General features: G+C 57.9%; 11 protein-coding genes. 4 read left to right on the top strand and 7 right to left on the bottom strand.

Features of this window, described 5'->3' with window-relative positions:
• The first annotated feature begins 398 nt into the window (after nucleotides 1-398).
• The 4 genes from IEX44_RS03490 to IEX44_RS03475 all read left to right on the top strand — a co-directional run bounded on the left by IEX44_RS03490 (nucleotide 399) and on the right by IEX44_RS03475 (nucleotide 5576).
• Nucleotides 399-1163 carry a DUF2092 domain-containing protein gene (locus IEX44_RS03490; RefSeq protein ID WP_188688871.1) on the top strand — a complete coding sequence of 255 codons (765 nt, stop codon included), beginning with the start codon at nucleotides 399-401 and terminating at the stop codon, nucleotides 1161-1163.
• A gap of 11 nt (nucleotides 1164-1174) precedes the next feature.
• Nucleotides 1175-1687, top strand: coding sequence for a hypothetical protein (locus IEX44_RS03485; protein ID WP_188688868.1), 513 nt, complete (start codon nucleotides 1175-1177; stop codon nucleotides 1685-1687).
• A 73-nt stretch (nucleotides 1688-1760) separates the two neighbouring features.
• The gene (locus tag IEX44_RS03480; protein WP_188688865.1) at nucleotides 1761-3803 is read left to right on the top strand and encodes a BCCT family transporter; all 2043 of its coding nucleotides are present in this window, start codon (nucleotides 1761-1763) and stop codon (nucleotides 3801-3803) included.
• 126 nt (nucleotides 3804-3929) lie between these two features.
• A complete protein-coding gene (locus IEX44_RS03475; RefSeq protein ID WP_229678722.1) occupies nucleotides 3930-5576 on the top strand; it encodes a mechanosensitive ion channel family protein in 1647 nt (548 codons plus the stop codon).
• A gap of 156 nt (nucleotides 5577-5732) precedes the next feature.
• Here IEX44_RS03475 and IEX44_RS03470 read toward each other — a convergent pair whose 3' ends face one another.
• The 7 genes from IEX44_RS03470 to IEX44_RS03440 all read right to left on the bottom strand — a co-directional run bounded on the left by IEX44_RS03470 (nucleotide 5733) and on the right by IEX44_RS03440 (nucleotide 16388).
• The gene (locus IEX44_RS03470) at nucleotides 5733-7400 is read right to left on the bottom strand and encodes a bifunctional aspartate transaminase/aspartate 4-decarboxylase (protein ID WP_188688858.1); all 1668 of its coding nucleotides are present in this window, start codon (nucleotides 7398-7400) and stop codon (nucleotides 5733-5735) included.
• A gap of 66 nt (nucleotides 7401-7466) precedes the next feature.
• Entirely contained in the window at nucleotides 7467-9152 is a 1686-nt protein-coding gene (aspT, locus tag IEX44_RS03465; RefSeq protein WP_188688855.1) for an aspartate-alanine antiporter, read from the bottom strand.
• A gap of 42 nt (nucleotides 9153-9194) precedes the next feature.
• Nucleotides 9195-10892: an aspartate-alanine antiporter gene (aspT, locus tag IEX44_RS03460; protein ID WP_188688852.1), complete on the bottom strand. Its 1698-nt coding sequence runs from the start codon at nucleotides 10890-10892 to the stop codon at nucleotides 9195-9197.
• A gap of 188 nt (nucleotides 10893-11080) precedes the next feature.
• The gene (gene fabI / locus IEX44_RS03455) at nucleotides 11081-11863 is read right to left on the bottom strand and encodes an enoyl-ACP reductase FabI (protein WP_188688847.1); all 783 of its coding nucleotides are present in this window, start codon (nucleotides 11861-11863) and stop codon (nucleotides 11081-11083) included.
• 13 nt (nucleotides 11864-11876) lie between these two features.
• The gene (locus IEX44_RS03450) at nucleotides 11877-13064 is read right to left on the bottom strand and encodes an acetate/propionate family kinase (protein ID WP_188688844.1); all 1188 of its coding nucleotides are present in this window, start codon (nucleotides 13062-13064) and stop codon (nucleotides 11877-11879) included.
• Entirely contained in the window at nucleotides 13064-14014 is a 951-nt protein-coding gene (locus tag IEX44_RS03445) for a phosphate acetyltransferase (protein ID WP_188688841.1), read from the bottom strand. Before IEX44_RS03445 ends, IEX44_RS03450 begins: the two co-directional genes overlap by 1 nt.
• 7 nt (nucleotides 14015-14021) lie before the next feature.
• Nucleotides 14022-16388: a DUF3141 domain-containing protein gene (locus tag IEX44_RS03440; RefSeq protein ID WP_188688838.1), complete on the bottom strand. Its 2367-nt coding sequence runs from the start codon at nucleotides 16386-16388 to the stop codon at nucleotides 14022-14024.
• Nucleotides 16389-16472: the final 84 nt, after the last annotated feature.

Below are 16472 nucleotides of genomic sequence, written 5' to 3'. Positions count from 1 at the left end.
ACAAACGTGACAAGACAGATATATCCGCTTCTGTTGCGGGATAGCGATGGACGCGACAGGTCAGGGTATGGATGGCAAACCACGTTTGTTTCACTGCGCACTTGGGCGAAACCTGGCCACACGCTGTTCTTTTGCAGGCCGCTGACCCGCAGGATCGGTAATCGGTCACCCGTTGCTCCGGGGTAGCAGGGGATTAATCCAGTTGGAGAGGGCGGAACGGTTGATCCCATCAACCGAAAAAGGAATGGATTTTTCTTGCTTTTGACTTATCCATTTCTTTCAATTTACTAAGTTTGCTTGTATCAATAGGGAGCGCTGGCCGCACTTCTCGCTGGCAGACATACGCGTTCCAGCGGTTATAACCGTGTTTTCTCATCCCGGATTTCCTGGAGGTCATCATGCAGTCGCCTGCCAAATGGCTGTCCGTCATGCTGCTTGTCGTCAGTACAAGCGGATACGCGGCAGATGAGGTTCAGTCCAAGCCTGTGCTGAACCAGGACGTGATCAATCGCCTGAGCGACATGGGCAGTTATCTGCGCACACTCAAGCGTTTCAGTGTTGAGGCGCAGGTCAGCCAGGATGTCGAACTCGACTCCGGGTACAAGGTCAAGACGCTTGGCAAGGTGGACATGACCGTTGATGGGCGCGCGCACCTGGTGGCGCATCTGGCAAGTGATCGTTATGTGCGCGATTTCTACTACAACGGCACGCAGTTCACCCAGTACTCGCCAGCGCTGAAGTACTACACCACGGTGAAGGCCCCGGATAACGTTTACGACATGCTGCATGAAATCGAGGACTATTACGGCATTCAGGTCCCCATGGAAGACTTGTTCCAGTTTGGTCGCAACCAGGACCAGATTGATGCCCTGACCATGGCCGCCTATGTTGGCCCGTCGAAGATTGCCGGCAAAGTGTGTGATCACTATGCGTTCAGTCAGCCCAACGTAGATTGGCAATTGTGGATCGCCAGAGAGGGTAATCCGCTGCCATGCCGGTTGGTGATTACCTCAACGGACAGTGAATCAAAGCCTGAGTATTCGGCTGAATACCACTGGAATCTCAAACCAGCCGTCAAATCGGGCGCGTTCACCTTCCAGCCTGGTAAAGGCGACATCGCCATTCCGCTGAAGAAAGCGGATGCCGATACGGCTGCGCAATGAGGAGCACTGACATGAAAACCACTTCGATTTTCAAGCCGGGCCTTGGCGTGCTGCTGGCAGCCAGTGTTGTGTTGATGTCCGTGACGATGGATGCGCAGGCCCAGCGAGCGGCCAGAGCCTCCGTCAATCATGCCGGTGGTGGGGGGCATGAAGCCCGCCCGGCAGCGCAACACAACAATGCCAATGTGCAGCGCAACTCCAATAACCGTAACAACGTCAACGTCAACAACAGTCACAACAACGTGAACGTCAACCGTGACGTCAACGTGAACGTCGATGGTGATCATGGCCGTTATTACGATGATCATGATCACTATCATCCGGTGGCCACGGCAGCCGCAGTCACCGCGACTGTTGCAGTCACTTCGGCCGTGGTGGGCTCGATTGTCAACGCCAATCAAATGCCATCCAGTTGTGTTCAGGTCATGCGCGGGAACACGGCATACATGCAATGCGGCAGCACCTGGTACCAGCCGCAATACCAGGGTAGTAACGTCACTTATGTGGTTGTTAACGCACCCTGAGCATTGATGGCAACGCGCTGCAAGGCCGGGTGGCCCCTTAAGGCTGGCCCGGTCTGACACCAAGGAGTTTTTCATGTCCCATCCCGCCGGCACGGACACCGAAGCGACGCAAACGCGGCCTGTCACGACGCTGGCCGCGCCCGTCGTCATCCCTGCGCTGGCGGTCGTGGCGGGCTTGCTGGTGTATTGCGTGGCCTATCGTCAGGAAGCGCTGGCGCTGTTTTCCGGCGCTGAGAGCTGGGTGACGACGCATTTCGACTGGTTTTACATCCTGAGTGTCACCGGTTTCCTGGTGTTCCTGGTGTTGATGGCCGCCAGCCGTTTTGGCGATATCCGCCTGGGGCCGGATACCGCGCGGCCTGAGTATTCGTTTGTGTCCTGGATCGCCATGCTGTTTGCGGCAGGCATGGGAATTGGCTTGATGTATTTCGGCGTGGGTGAGCCCATGCAGCATTACGTCGCACCCGCAACGCAAGCTGCCGGCACCCCGGCAGCGGCGCGCGAAGCCATGCTCTCGACATTCTTCCACTGGGGTTTTCACGCGTGGTCAGTTTACGGCGTGATGGGTCTGGTGCTGGCGTATTTCGGTTTTCGTTACAACCTGCCGCTGACCTTGCGTTCTGGCCTTTACCCCGTGTTGCGCAACGGGATCAATGGTCCTGTTGGCCACATCATTGATGCGTTTGCACTGATCGGCACCATTGCCGGCATTGCAACCACTCTGGGTTACGGTGTGCTGCAATTGAGTGCCGGTCTGCATCAGGTGTTCGGCTGGGAGACCAGTTCCTCTGCGTTCCGGATAGGGTTGATCATCGTGGTCATGGGGCTGGCCGGCACATCAGCCGCAACCGGGGTGGACAAGGGCGTGCGGATTCTGAGCGAACTCAACCTGACCATTGCCATCATCCTGATGCTCTTTGTCGTGATCTGCGGCCCAACGACCCATCTATTGCTGGCATTTAGCGAGAACGTGGGTAACTACCTGAGCAATCTTGTATCGCTCTCTTTTCGCACTTTTGCTTATCAACCCCCGGCCACTCCGGGCTGGTTTGGTTCGTGGACGGTCCAGTATTGGGCCTGGTGGATTTCCTGGTCGCCATTCGTGGGTATGTTCATCGCCAAAATCTCCAGCGGCCGCACGATTCGCGAGTTTGTGATTGGCGTTTTGTTGGTGCCAGCCACATTCAACCTGATCTGGATGACGGCTTTTGGCAACAGTGCAATCTGGATCGACAGCCATCAGGCGATGGGTGACCTCTCACACTCGGCCGGGCAGGTGGATGCCTTGCTGTTTCACTTCTTTGATTTCTTCCCGTTCAGCACGCTGCTGTCGGTGCTGGCCATTGTGTTGATCGCCGTTTTTTTCATTACGTCTGCAGACTCCGGGGCACTCGTGGCGGACATCATTGCCACGCGTGGTGCGCCGCATTCCCCGGTCTGGCAGCGGCTGTTCTGGACAGTGGTGCTGGGGCTGACGGCCGCGATCCTGATGCTGGCAGGTGGCCTGAAGGCCCTGCAGGCCATGACACTGGTGGCGGCGCTGCCGCTGACCATCATCATGTTGCTGCTGTGTTTTGGCTTATGGCGAGGCTTGAAAGCTGATCTCGCGCATTATTCGCAAGATCTGGCTCATGCCACCAGTTTCTGGAGTGGCGCGCACTGGCGTAAACGCCTGGCGCAACTGGTGCACCGTTCTACAGAGGAAGAAGTGCGCTTGTTCCTGCAGAGCAAGGTGCTCTCTGCCATGCGTCAGGTCAGTGCAGAGCTGCAGCGCCGCGATGTGCAGGCCCAGGTGGTCGGTGACAATACCGAAGATGGAGTCCACCTTGTGATCCCGATTGAAGGTGTGCGGGACTTTATCTACGGCGTACGCGTAACCAGTCGCGTCTTGCCGGCGTTCATGCTGGCGCAAGCGCAGGCCGAAGATGATGACGATGGTCTGGTGTACGAACCGGTGACTTTCTTTGAAGACGGGCGCGAGGGATACGACATCCAGCATCTGCGCGAAGAGGAAATCATTGCGGACATCTTGCGTCAGTACGAGCGCTATCTTTCATTGAGTAGCGATCGCCGCACGCATTTGCTGCATACCGCGCCGGGGCATATCAGCCATTAACCTCCATTCATGGTGGTGCATCCGTTGCGATTACGCCTGTCGCGAACGGCTACCTCCATGAGATGGCTAGCGTACGTGGGCAAGCCAGGCTGCCCAACCATGTCTTTTTGCAGGGACGTCTCCACCATGAAGTACTTCAACACTTGGGGTATCCGGTTTTTCTGTCTGCTGCTGATCCTTTTTTCAGGATTGACCATGGCGGAATCGGCGGCGTCGTCGCCGTCTTCTGCGGGTACAACGATTGCGTCAGCGCCATCTGCGCTCAGTTTTGTGAACCGGGATATCGTCTCTTTTCGCGCCACCGTGGCCGGAATCAGCCCGCAGGATCGTGCAGAGCGCGGTCTCAAACGTCTGCAGGAACTAAAAGAAGCAGAGCTTGATGAGCCGTTGCGTCACTTCACCGTCACCTACGACACCACCCCGGTGACGGTGTATCAACTCGGGGACCGCTTACTGTTTTATGTCGTGAAAGAAGATATGGCCGCAGATGATCATCGCTCCTTCGATGTATTTGTCGCGGATGTGCAAAAACAATTGCAAAGCGCCCTGCAGGCCAGACTGGAGGGCGTGCACTGGCCTAACCTCATTCATGGCGTCATTGCTGCACTGATTGCCTTGTTACTGTTGTTTGTCGCGCTCTGGATCATGGGCAAGGCCAGAAAGGCATTGCTGGCTGCGATCAGCAGAACGCGTCGCAAACAGGCCAATATCGAGGTCAGCGGGTTCGACTGGCTCGATGCCAGTATGGCGCTTGCCAACAGGGTGACGCAGATCGTCGGGACATTTGCCGCTCTCGCGCTTATTTACTTGTGGCTGATTTATACGCTTGACCAGTTTGCATTGACGCAACCGGTGGGAGAACGCCTGGGTGGCTTCTTGCTGGACCTGCTGGCACGCATTGCGCGTGGTTTCGTCGACGCTTTGCCAGGCATTATCACGGTGATCGTGATCCTGATGATCACGCGTGCCATTCAGGATGTGATCGCCCGCGTGTTTATCGCCGTGCAGGAGGGCCGGCTGGAAGTGCCTGGCATGCATCCGGACACCGCTGGTGCCACGCGGCGCATGGTGTCCGTCGTCGTCTGGGCTCTCGGTTTAACGTTTGCCTACCCCTATATCCCGGGCTCGCAAAGCGATGTTTTCAAGGGATTGTCGGTTCTTTTTGGTTTTATGATCACCCTTGGTTCAGCCGGTATCGTGAACCAGCTTATGAGTGGGATGGTGCTGGTTTACTCGCGCGCATTGCGCCGGGGAGACCTCGTGGCCATTGGCGATACCCGTGGCGTGGTGACGGAACTGTCGACGCTGTCGGTCAAGCTCACAACGCTGCAAAAGGAAGAAATCACCATCCCCAACGCAGTAGTGGTGGGCAATAACATCCGCAATTTCACCCGTGCTGCGGGCGAGGCCGGTTCGCTGCTCTCGACGGTGGTCACCATTGGCTATGACACACCGTGGCGCCAGGTGCATGCCATGCTGGTCAATGCAGCCAAGCGAACCCCAGGACTGGCCCTGCAGCCGGAGCCCTACGTTGTACAGCGCGGCCTGTCAGATTTTTATGTCGAGTACGAACTGTTTGCGCATTGTGCAGAACCGATGCGGGCCGTCGGGATCCTGTCCATCCTGCATGCTGAAATCCAGGATGAATTTAACCGTTGGGGCGTCCAGATCATGTCCCCGCATTTCAGAATGCAGCCCGAAGGCGCGGTACTCGTGCCGGAGACAGGGTGGTATCCGGAGCCTGTCAATCGCCCACCGGAAAACAATCCCTGAGCGTATTCGTCCGGTAGGCGGCCGGGTTATCTTCAGCCGGCTGTGATATCCCGCAGAAAACAAAAAAGCCCTTGAGAACAAGGGCTTTTTTTATTGCGGTTTGTTGTGGCTAACCTGCACTGCGGGCTGGCTTCATGCCGCCAGCCCGGAGCCGTTTTACTTGCGTTTGGTCGCAGGCTTTGCCTTTTTGGCTGCCGGTGCAGCGGCGGCTGCGGCAGCAGCAGGTTTCTTGCCACCTTTGCTGGCCAACCACTTCTGGTAGTAGCTGTCTCCCAGTTTGCGTACTGCGGCACCGATACGGGCGTAATCCACTTCGTTCAAGTTGGCCAGCGATACACGGCCCGAAGGGTGCGTGGTGCCGAAACCCCGGCCTGGCAGCAGCACTACGCCGGTTTCTTCTGCCAGCTTGAGCAAGTACTCATTGGGCTTGAACTGCTTGAGCATCGCGTCGACAAAGTCGCGGCCGTGCAATTGGGTGGCGATCGTTTCCCAGTCCAGCAAGTGGTAGTAGTCGATCGAATCCGGATCGTGCGGCACTTCCAGCCCCAGTTCTTTGTACAGCGCGATCTTGCGGCGGCGGACAATGCGCTTCATCGCTTTCTTGTAGGCTTCTGGTTCATCCATCAGCGCAAACAAAGAGAACAACGCCATTTGCGCCTGCACCGGCGTGGACAAGCCCGCCGTGTGATTCAACGCCACAGTACGGCTATCCGCGACCAGTCGATCAATAAACTTGAGCTTGCGCGGCTCGGTGGTAATTGAACCATAGCGCTCGTCCAGTTCCTTGAGTTTGGCCTCGGGCAGTTTGGCAATCAGTTCATCGAACAGATTGGTCTCGTGCGTGGCAACCACACCCATGCGCCAGCCGGTCGCGCCAAAGTATTTGGAGAACGAATACACCAGAATGGTGTTGTATGGGCACAGGGCAAACAACGAGACGAAATCATCGGCAAAGGTGCCGTAAACGTCATCGGTCAGCAGGATCAGATCGGGCCGGCGTTTGACGATATCGGCAATGTATTCCAGTGTTTCCTGGCTGATCCGTACGGAAGGCGGGTTGCTCGGGTTCACAAGGAAGAAAGCCTTGACCTTGGGGTCCAGCAGCTTGTCCAGTTCCTTCTTGGTGAATTGCCATTTGTTTTCCGGCGGTGCATCAATGGTCACGACTTTCAGTTTGTAGTCGTTGAGTTCCGGAATCTCGATATACGGCGTGAAGATCGGCATGCCCAGGGCGATGGTGTCGCCAGAGTTGAGCAGATTGTTTTCGCGCAGGCTGTTAAAGAGATAAGTCATGGCCGCAGTACCGCCTTCGACTGCGTACATGTCAAAGCTACCCACGAACGGATGGGTGCCGATCATTTCGCGGTGGATATATTGCGCCACCACTTTTTCGCTCAGATTGAGCATGCGGTCCGGCACCGGGTAGTTACAACCCAGGATGGCTTCGCACATCTCATAAATGAAGTCACCGGCATTCAGACCCAGCTGATCACGCACGTAGGACACGGCCGATTTCAGAAAATCGATGCCTTTGGTTTCGGTATGGGTGTTGGTGAAGATTTCAAAACGGGCTTCGATGCCTTCACGTTGCGGAAAACCACCCACGCCTTCGGGCATATAAATGAACGAGCGCTCGGCCTCGGTCATGGCAAACAGGCCAAACTGGAAAAAGCCATGGCGCGGCACAGTGGCCAGGAAGTTCGGGTTGCCCCGGCCAGCATTCAGCATGGAACGTTCGCGATTGCTGGAGGCTGACTTCATCAACACGTCTTTGAGTTCAAAAGGACTCAAAGTGGCCAGTTCTTCGAAATTCAGATTGCTCATTGAAACTGCTCCTGTTGCCGGTTGCATCGTTTACAAAAAGGGCAGGCCGGAAACCCCGGCCCGCAATCAGACCAGGGCCACAATCAACGGGCCCAGCAGCGTGAGAAAAACGTTAGCCAGTGCATAGGTGATGGCAAAAGGCACCGTCGGGACGGCGTTTTCTGCCTTGGTGAGGATTTCCCCAAACGCCGGGTTAGCACTGCGTGAGCCGGAGAGGGCGCCGGCAAACACAGCGACGTTGTCATAGCGCAGCACGTAGCGGCCAAAGAGCATGGTCAGAATCATGGGCAACATGGTGACCACCACGCCAATCAAGAAAATCGACATGCCTTGCGCCTTGATGGTCTCTACAGCTTGCAAACCGGATGACAACCCCACGACGACCACAAAGCCGGCCAGCCCCAGGTCCTTGAGTAACTGCACCGCTCCGGTAGGAATCAGCCCGAAGTTCTGCTTCTTGGCGCGATACCAGCCAAACAGCAAGCCGGACAGCAATGCGCCGCCACCGCTGCCCAGCGTCAGCGGAATGGATCCAAGCTTGACGACGATCAGACCAATCAACAGCCCCACCACCAGACCGGCACCCATGTAGACGAAGTCGGTCTTGTCGCTCTGCACCACCATGTAACCAATCAGGCCAGCGACGCGGTTGATATCACGCTCTGCACCATAAATCTGCACGGTATCGCCCCGCTCAATACGGGTGTCTGGCCCCATCGGCAAGGGTTTGCCCATGCGGGATACGGCAGTCAGGTACACACCATGGCGCACCACCGGTGAAGTCTGCTCGGCGATTTCCTTGAGGCTCTTGCCGATCAATTGCTGACTGGTGACCACCAGTTCGCGCGCTTGCACCACCAGATCCATGCCTTCTTCGCCGTGGATTTCCGTCCCCAGGCGCGGTGCTTGTTCCAGCACCGCGGTACGGCGGCCCACCACCAGCACGATGTCGCCTTGCTGCAATTGTGTATCGGCGGCGATGTCGATCACCTTGCCGTCACGCTTGAGTTTTTCCAGGGTAATGGGCGGTTCTGAAGACTGTTCGATCTCGCTCACTTGCCGGCCAGCCGCCGGGCCCACCTGGTACAAGCGCCCGACCAATGCCGGCGCAGCGGCCACTTGTCCGGGCCCGAGTACATGTACGCCAGCCTGTTGCGACGCTTCTGCGGCGATGGCGTCTTCACGGATGCTGCGGCCCATCAGTTTGGGAAGCATGTTGACGCAAACAATAATGGCGCCGAACGAACCAAACACGTAGGTCACCGCGTAGCCGATCGCCACGTTGGCCTGCAGGCGTTTGACCTCATCAGCCCCCAGACCCAGCTTGGTAATGGCGTCACCCGCCGTACCAATAATGGCGGACTGTGTCAGTCCCCCTGCGGCAATACCCGCAGCCAGGCCCTTGTCGAGCGCGAAGATTTTGGCGCAGATCACCACCGTGAGCAGGCCGGTGATGGACAACACCGCCGCCAGAATGATTTCCCGGATCGACTGCCTGCCCAACGAAGAGAAAAAACTCGGGCCGCTTTCGTAACCGACGGCATAGATGAACAACGCAAACAGGACGGCCTTGACGCCAGGGTCAACAGAGACACCGACCTGGCTCACGACGACAGCAACCAGCAGGGAGCCGGCCACACCGCCAAGCTGGAATTTGCCAAAATGAATCTGCCCGATGCGGTAGCCGACTGCCAATGAAAAGAACAATGCAATTTCTGGCGCATGTTTGAAAATGTCGTGTAACCAATCCACATCAACCCCCTCGTCTAAACCAATCAGAACAACCCGGAAAAGCTAGTGTGCGCCGCCGACCACGCCTGACAGGAACACGATCAGTGGTCCCATCAGCGGCAAAAGCGCATTGGAAATGGCATAGGTGATGGTGTAGCCCAACAATGGGGTGGTATTACCCGCCACGTTGACTACGGCGCTCAGGGCGGGCGTGCTGCATTGCTGGCCAGCGATGGCACCCAGCAATACCGGCGCCTCCAGCTTGAGCACATAACGGCCAACAAACAGCGAAACCAGTGCTGGCAGCAAGGCAATCAGCACACCGGTGAGGGGGAGCGCCACGCCATATTTGTGAATGAGCGTCATCGCCTGTGGCCCGGATGACAAGCCGACGCAGGCAATGAAAACGGCGAGCCCAAGGTCTTTGAGCAATGCGATGGCAGAGGCCGGAATATGGCCCAGCTGTGGTTTGCGAGCCTGATACCAGCCAAATACAAGGCCCGTCAGCAGCGCGCCACCGCCCGTGCCCAGAGAAAATGCCACGCCTGAGACCCGAAGGCTGAGCATGCCAATCAGAATACCCAGCACAATGCCAAGGCCGGCAAAGGTGAAATCGGTCCGGTCGGATTGATCAACGCGGGCGCCCAGATGAGGCGCCAGGCGATTGAGGTTTTCCCGGGTGCCATACAAACGCAGTACATCACCCGTTTGCAGCGGTACATCAAACAACGGCGGAATGGATTGGCCGCCACGGGTAATGGCAACCAGATGAACACCTTCCGAAACGCCTGACTGGCGGCCCATGGCAGTCAGTTCAGCCAGCGTGCGGTCGGCCAGATCGCGGCGATTGAAAATCACTTCCATGGTCTCGACTGCAAAATCGAGCGACAGCGTATCGGCCTGTTCCGGGCCGATCTCGGCCGCAGCCAGCATCGCGCTGCGCCGTCCCGTCAGCAGGACAAGGTCACCTTCTTGCAGGACCAGGGATTGCGTCAGCGGCAGCTTTTGCCCGTCGCGGACGACCTGACCCACCTCGACACCCTGATAGCGATTTTCAACGTCATCCACGCTGGAACCCGCTGCCGTGGTGATCTTGAATGCCCGGCCAACCATTTCCGGCGCGGCCTTGCGACCGTCAGCGTCGCTCACCGATCCGCCCATGCTGGCCCACAAGCGTTGTGCTTCGGCTTCTACATTGACACGGAGCAGCAACGGAAAAATCTGGCTGGTCATGACCACAATCGTAATCAGACCAAAGACATAGGTAATTGAGTAAGCGGTCACCACATTGGCCTGCATCTGGGTGATTTGCGCTGCTGGCAATGCCAGTTTGCCCACTGCATCTGAAGCCGTTCCGACCACCGCAGATTCGGTGGCCGCACCAGCCATCAAGCCCGCTGCGGTGCCTTGATCCAGTTTCAGAATGTGCGTAGCCGCCAGCACAAGACTCAGGACCACTACGATTTCAATGGCGGAAAACAAGCCAAGGCGCAGCCCCTTGGCATTGAGGTTGGCAAAGAACTGGGGGCCACCCGCAAAGCCCAGTGCAAAAATGAACAGGGCAAAGAACAGGTTTTTGATGCCTGGGTCAGGTTGCACGCCGACCTGGCCAATCAGTAATGCCGCCAGCAAAGTGCCGCAAACCCCACCCAGCTGGATCGACATAAAACGCACGGCGCCAATGGCGTGGCCGATTGCTAACGCCAGAAATAGCGCAATGGAAGGGTTTTCTTGAATGAGTTTGACGAAAGAATCAAGCATGATCATATTTTTCTGTCAGACATTACCTGACCACGCTAGACCATCTGAATGACATTTGCCTGAGAATATTTCTCATATGCGGCAGCCCGAACTCCCTGCCGGAAGGTTTACGAGCTAATGCGTTACGCCAAAAACAAACACCCCGGCTGCATTTGCAGGACCGGGGTGTGTCAAGGCGGGGTCAAAACTCACGCCATGATGTTCACGCCGCCATCAATGTACAGCGTCTCCCCGGATAGCCGTCGCGCGAACGGGGAGGCGAGGTAAGCGCAGGTGTAGCCAACATCCATGATGTCCACGAGTTCGCCCAGCGGGGCGCGTTCGGCCGCTTCGTTCAGTAGCAAATCAAAGTCCTTCAGGCCAGATGCCGCACGCGTCTTGAGCGGTCCTGGAGAAATCGCATGCACACGAATTCCCTGGTTGCCCAGTTCATAAGCCAGATAACGGCAACTGGCTTCCAGTGCGGCTTTCACGGGTCCCATCAGGTTGTAGTTTGGCACGACCTTGTTGGCACCGTAGTAGCTCATCGCCATCATGGCTCCGCCGTTTTTCATGAGGGGTGCAGCCAGTTTTGCCATGCGTATAAAAGAGTGGCAGGAGATATCCATGGCCTGGCTAAAACCGCTGGCCGAGGTATTGATCAAACCGCCCTGCAGATCTTCTTTGGGTGCCCAGGCCACGGAATGCACCAGGATATCCAGCTCACCCCAGGTCTGTTTGATTTGCTCGAAGACTGCGTTCAACTCCTCATCCCGGGTGACATCCAGAGGCAGGAATAACCGTGCATCCACGCTTTGCGCCAGCGGCTCGGTGTAGGTGCGGGTTTTTTCGTTGGCGTAGGTGATGGCCAGTTCTGCACCCGTTTGGGCAAAGGCCTGAGCGCAGCCCCAGGCAATGGAACTGTCGTTGGCAATACCCACCACCAGCGCTTTCTTGCCAGCCAGGATGGGACGGATTTGTTCGTTTTGCATGAGCTTGGTTTCCTCAATTCAAACCGGTGATGTGTGCGGTATGGCGAGCGATCATCGCCTCTTCGTTGGTCGGGATCACCCACACCGCCACCCGACTCTCCTGGGCGTTGATGCGTGCTTTGCCGGTTGCATTGGCGGGTTCATCCAGCCGCACACCCAGCCAGGCCGCTTGCTGGCAAACTGCTGCCCGGATAAACGCTGCGTGTTCGCCAATGCCGGCGGTGAACACCAGCGCGTCCAGCCCGCCCAGCGCCGCAGCCAGAGAGCCGATTTCCCGGCCAATGCGGTATACAAACAGATCGACCGCCAGCCTGGCTTGCGGCGCATCACTCTCCAGCAAGACGCGCATATCGCTGGATATCCCGGAGACGCCCAGCAAACCTGATTCTTTGTAGAGCAGGTTTTCGATCTGGCGGGCGTTCATGTGGAGGTCGTCCAGCAAGTACAGGATCACACCCGGGTCAAGCACGCCGGTCCGCGTGCCCATCGGCAGCCCATCCACTGCTGTAAAGCCGGTCGTGCCCGCCACGCTTTTGCCGTTGTGAATGGCGCATAAACTGGCACCATTACCCAGATGCGCCACGATTACGCGGCCGGTTGCACTGGCCGGGTCGCGCTCGGCCAGTGCCTGCGCAATGAACTCATAAGAGAGCCCGTGAAACCCGTAACGACGAACCCCGCGCCGGGTGATGGCTTCCGGCAGGGCAAAGCGTTGGGCCAGTTCAGGCTGATCCCGGTGGAACGCGGTATCAAAGCAAGCCACTTGCGGCAGATCGGGTAACCGCGACCGGAGCGCCCGCATCGGCGCAAGGTTGTGGGGTTGATGCAAGGGCGCCAACGGTGTCAGTGCCGCCAGCTCCTCTAACAGCGCGTCATCCACCAATGCCGGCCCGGCGTGGCGCGCGCCACCATGAACCACCCGATGCCCCACACCGACCAGGTGAAATTGATCGCGGTATTGCTGCAAGAACGCGACCAGTTGTGCCACGGCTTCATCGTGGGTCAGGGTGCCGGGTGCGGCCCAGTCTTCAAGGGCTTGAACAGGTTTGTCGCCATGCCCCACCAGAAACCGCGGGTTGGTCGCCAGGCTTTCAATCTGGCCGCGCATAACCTGAGTGAGCCCTTGTGTTTTGACGGTGAAGGCGGAGAACTTGATGCTGGATGAACCGGCATTGAGAACCAGAATCACGTTGTCGGCCATTATGTCAGCCCCGTAGCCTGTCGCTTGCGGGCGTTGGCCACCATCACCGCCACCGCGCAGGACGCCAGCCGCGTGGTGACCGAGTCTGCCCGGCTAGTCAGGATGATTGGCACGCGCGCACCCAGCACAATACCCGCCGCCGCAGCGCCCGCCAGAAACGTCAGGCTCTTGGCCAGCATGTTGCCGGCTTCCAGATCGGGCGCGACCAGGATATCCGCCTGACCGGCCACTACCGACTTGATGCCTTTGATGCGCGCGGCTTCCAGGTTGATGGCGTTATCCAGCGCGAGGGGACCATCCAGCACCGCGCCGGTAATCTGGCCCCGTTCAGACATCTTGCACAGCGCGGCGGCTTCAATGGTGGAAGGCACGGCGGGGTTGATGGTCTCTGTGGCGGAGAGAATCGCTACGCGTATTTCACGGTGAGGCTCAGGGACCAGGGCGTGGGCCAGATCAATGGCGTTCTGCACGATGTCCGCTTTTTCTGCCAGACCAGGGGCGATATTGATGGCGGCATCGGTAATGATCAGCGGCTGATCATGGCCGGGAACATCCATCACAAAGCAATGGCTGATGCGCCGGCCGGTGCGCAAACCGGCTTCGCGGCGGACAACCGCTGCCATGAGTTCATCGGTATGCAGACTGCCTTTCATCAAGGCCTCGGCCTTGCCTTCCCGTACGAGCGCGACAGCGCGTTCGGCCGAGGCATGGCTGAACTGCGCGTCTTCAATCTGCAGCCCGGCAATATCAATATCGTGCTCATGGGCTACGGCGGTAATACGGCTGATCGGCCCGACCAGAATGGGCGCAATCAGCCCCATGCGCGCCGCGTTGACCGCACCGGCGAGAGAGGTTTCGTCGCAAGGGTGTGCCACAGCGACAGAAGTCGGCGGCAGAGCACGGCAACGATCAATCAGATTCTGGAATCTGGAATGTTCAAGTTGCGTCATGGCGGGCTCACTTGTCTGCGGCGAGGGCCGGTTTGGCCGGGCTGCGTTTGCGGCGCGGTGCGGCGGGCTTTGCAGGCGGCACGGGCGGCGAGATCTCTGCCGGCAGGGCCAGCACCGCTCTGATCCGAGCCAGCGTGGCCGATTGTTCCGGTAACGCCATGCGATCCTGTATGCGTGGGTCGGCCACAAGCGCGTCCAGTAATGCGAGCAGACGCGCGCGGGCGGTGGGGTCGAACACCAGGGCCGGCAGGGTACGCAGGGCTTCATCACGCGCATGACGGACGATGATTTCCTGTTCACCGCGGATACGCCGCCATTGATCCAGTGGCAGATCGGGCAACAGCGCGGCATAGTCGTTAGCGATCTCCCGGGTGAGGGCGAGGCGGGATAAAGAGATATCACCCGGCCGGGTCAATAGCGCGGAAATGCGAGCAAAGGCGTCGTCAAACCCGCCATCCTCGATCGCAGCCAATGCTTCCTGGACGAACTGCTCGCCTGTCGGGGCGAATTTAGCCATGAGTGGCTCGGCATCAGAGGCCGCTACCTGGCCAAAAATGTTGCCGTAGATCTGGAAGAACATGGCTTCGCTGAGTGCGTCACGCATGGCCCGGTAGTAATCCAGGCCGGCGCTGATCAACGCCGAACCCGTTTCTTCCAGTTGGCGGAAGTACTGGTCTTTGGGTACTGCAGCGCGATGCGCTTTGACCTGTTCAGTGGCACCAGGCAGCCATGACAACCAGGGGTTGAGTTCTGACACGCCCCAACGCTGCATGCGTAAAGGGTGCAAGTAACGCAGCAGTTTGGCGTTTTGTTCGTTGCTGATTGACTGTACCAGTGGCCGGGCAAATAGTTCATACGCACGCTGGTTCAACTCAGAGACCTGAGCCACTGCAGCAAACGGTTTTTCATCCTTGCGTGCAAAGCGGTTCAAACGCCCGGCTACGTCTGCCAGTTCACGCTCACGGAATTCCACTTGCCAGGTCACTTGTCCATCATCATGACGGACCTCGGTCAGCTCCATGCCGTACAGTCCCGGCGGCAAGAGTTCAATTGATTCAAGAACTTCGACAATCTGCGCATGTTCTTTTTTGGCGACTTTGCCAGAGACGAAAATACCCAGATGACCGATATCGTGATGCAGCAAGCCAACAATGGTCTGGCCACGCTTTTTGATTTCTTCGGTACTGCCATACACATCTGCCACCCAGTTGAAGGCTTGCTGTGGCGGGGTGATGTTGTCTCCCATAGAGGCAAACAACACGATGGGCGTTTTGATTTCGCGCAGATCAAACGTGGCACCCTTGCCATCACGGGTGCCGCCTTGCCAGAGTTGGTTGCCTACGAACAGATTCCGGGTTATCCATTCGATCTCTTCGCGGTTCATCAGATAGAACCCGCCCCACCAGCGCTCGAACTCCAGAAAACGTGGCGGTTCCGTGTCCGCATTGGCAAATACGTGGTAGTACTTGTCCCAGAACGTATTGGCCGGGTTCAGGGCCTCAAAATTGTCGACCAGCCAGGCGCCATCAAAAATGCCGTTGCCCAGATCCGCCGTGAGCGACGCCAGCCAGCTGCCACCCAACAGTCCGCCGGAATAGCGCATGGGGTTATCTGCCATGCCATCACCCCAGGCACCGCCCCAGTACGACATCGGCGCACCATTGATGACGATCGGGCCGGTGTCTTGCGGGCCGGATGCCGCCAGCATCATGGCGGCCCAGCCGCCCTGGCAATTGCCAACGATGGCGGGCTTGGGGCTGTCCGGGTGCAACTCACGGACTTTGCGTACAAACACGGCTTCTACTGCGCAGACATCCAGCAGTGTCTGACCGGGTTCAGGATCGCGGAAAAAGATCACGAAATACACCGGATGACCGCCGCGCAACGCAACCCCCACCTGAGAGTCATCTTTGAAACCACCAATGCCCGGACCATGTCCTGCGCGGGGATCAATGATGACGTAGGGACGTTTTTTCGCGTCGACCTTGACGCCGGCAGGGGGAGTGATTCGGATCAACGCGTAATTGACCGGGTGCTCAAAGGTTCGGGCATCCAGCACCATTTCGTACTCGAAGTGCAGCACAGGCGGTTGGCCGGCTTCGACATGGCGCAGATAGTTGTTGCCTCGTTCACGCAGGGTATCCATGAAGAGCACGCCGCGCTGCGTGGCGTCCAGGCCGTAGGACCACCAGTCTTCAAACACCTGCCATGGATTGAGCCAGGAGCGCGCTTGCAGCGCAGCAAGGCGCTCGGCTGATTTGCCAATGCGATCAGTCAACTGCGCACGGGCAGTTTCACTGCGATGCTGAAAGACCTTGGTAACGCGATCATTGGCAGTCACGATATGGCTCGCGTTTTGTTCAACAAACGACATACACATACCTCTGGCAGGGCGAAATCGTGGTGCGATGCAATATCCGCAGCGCGTTCGCCCGAAAGATAGTCAGCGACTTCTGAC

Origin of the sequence: Silvimonas amylolytica, from assembly GCF_014645555.1 — a bacterium.
GTDB classification, from domain to species: domain Bacteria; phylum Pseudomonadota; class Gammaproteobacteria; order Burkholderiales; family Chitinibacteraceae; genus Silvimonas; species Silvimonas amylolytica.
This window is presented reverse-complemented; position numbering and strand designations above follow the sequence as displayed.

Bases quoted from the DNA above. Each gene is read 5' to 3' on its own strand.
- IEX44_RS03490 (WP_188688871.1), top strand. From the start codon at position 399: ATGCAGTCGCCTGCCAAATGGCTGTCCGTCATGCTGCTTGTCGTCAGT.
- IEX44_RS03485 (WP_188688868.1), top strand. From the start codon at position 1,175: ATGAAAACCACTTCGATTTTCAAGCCGGGCCTTGGCGTGCTGCTGGCA.
- IEX44_RS03480 (WP_188688865.1), top strand. From the start codon at position 1,761: ATGTCCCATCCCGCCGGCACGGACACCGAAGCGACGCAAACGCGGCCT.
- IEX44_RS03475 (WP_229678722.1), top strand. From the start codon at position 3,930: ATGAAGTACTTCAACACTTGGGGTATCCGGTTTTTCTGTCTGCTGCTG.
- IEX44_RS03470 (WP_188688858.1), bottom strand. From the start codon at position 7,400: ATGAGCAATCTGAATTTCGAAGAACTGGCCACTTTGAGTCCTTTTGAA.
- aspT (WP_188688852.1), bottom strand. From the start codon at position 10,892: ATGCTTGATTCTTTCGTCAAACTCATTCAAGAAAACCCTTCCATTGCG.
- fabI (WP_188688847.1), bottom strand. From the start codon at position 11,863: ATGCAAAACGAACAAATCCGTCCCATCCTGGCTGGCAAGAAAGCGCTG.
- IEX44_RS03450 (WP_188688844.1), bottom strand. From the start codon at position 13,064: ATGGCCGACAACGTGATTCTGGTTCTCAATGCCGGTTCATCCAGCATC.
- IEX44_RS03445 (WP_188688841.1), bottom strand. From the start codon at position 14,014: ATGACGCAACTTGAACATTCCAGATTCCAGAATCTGATTGATCGTTGC.
- IEX44_RS03440 (WP_188688838.1), bottom strand. From the start codon at position 16,388: ATGTCGTTTGTTGAACAAAACGCGAGCCATATCGTGACTGCCAATGAT.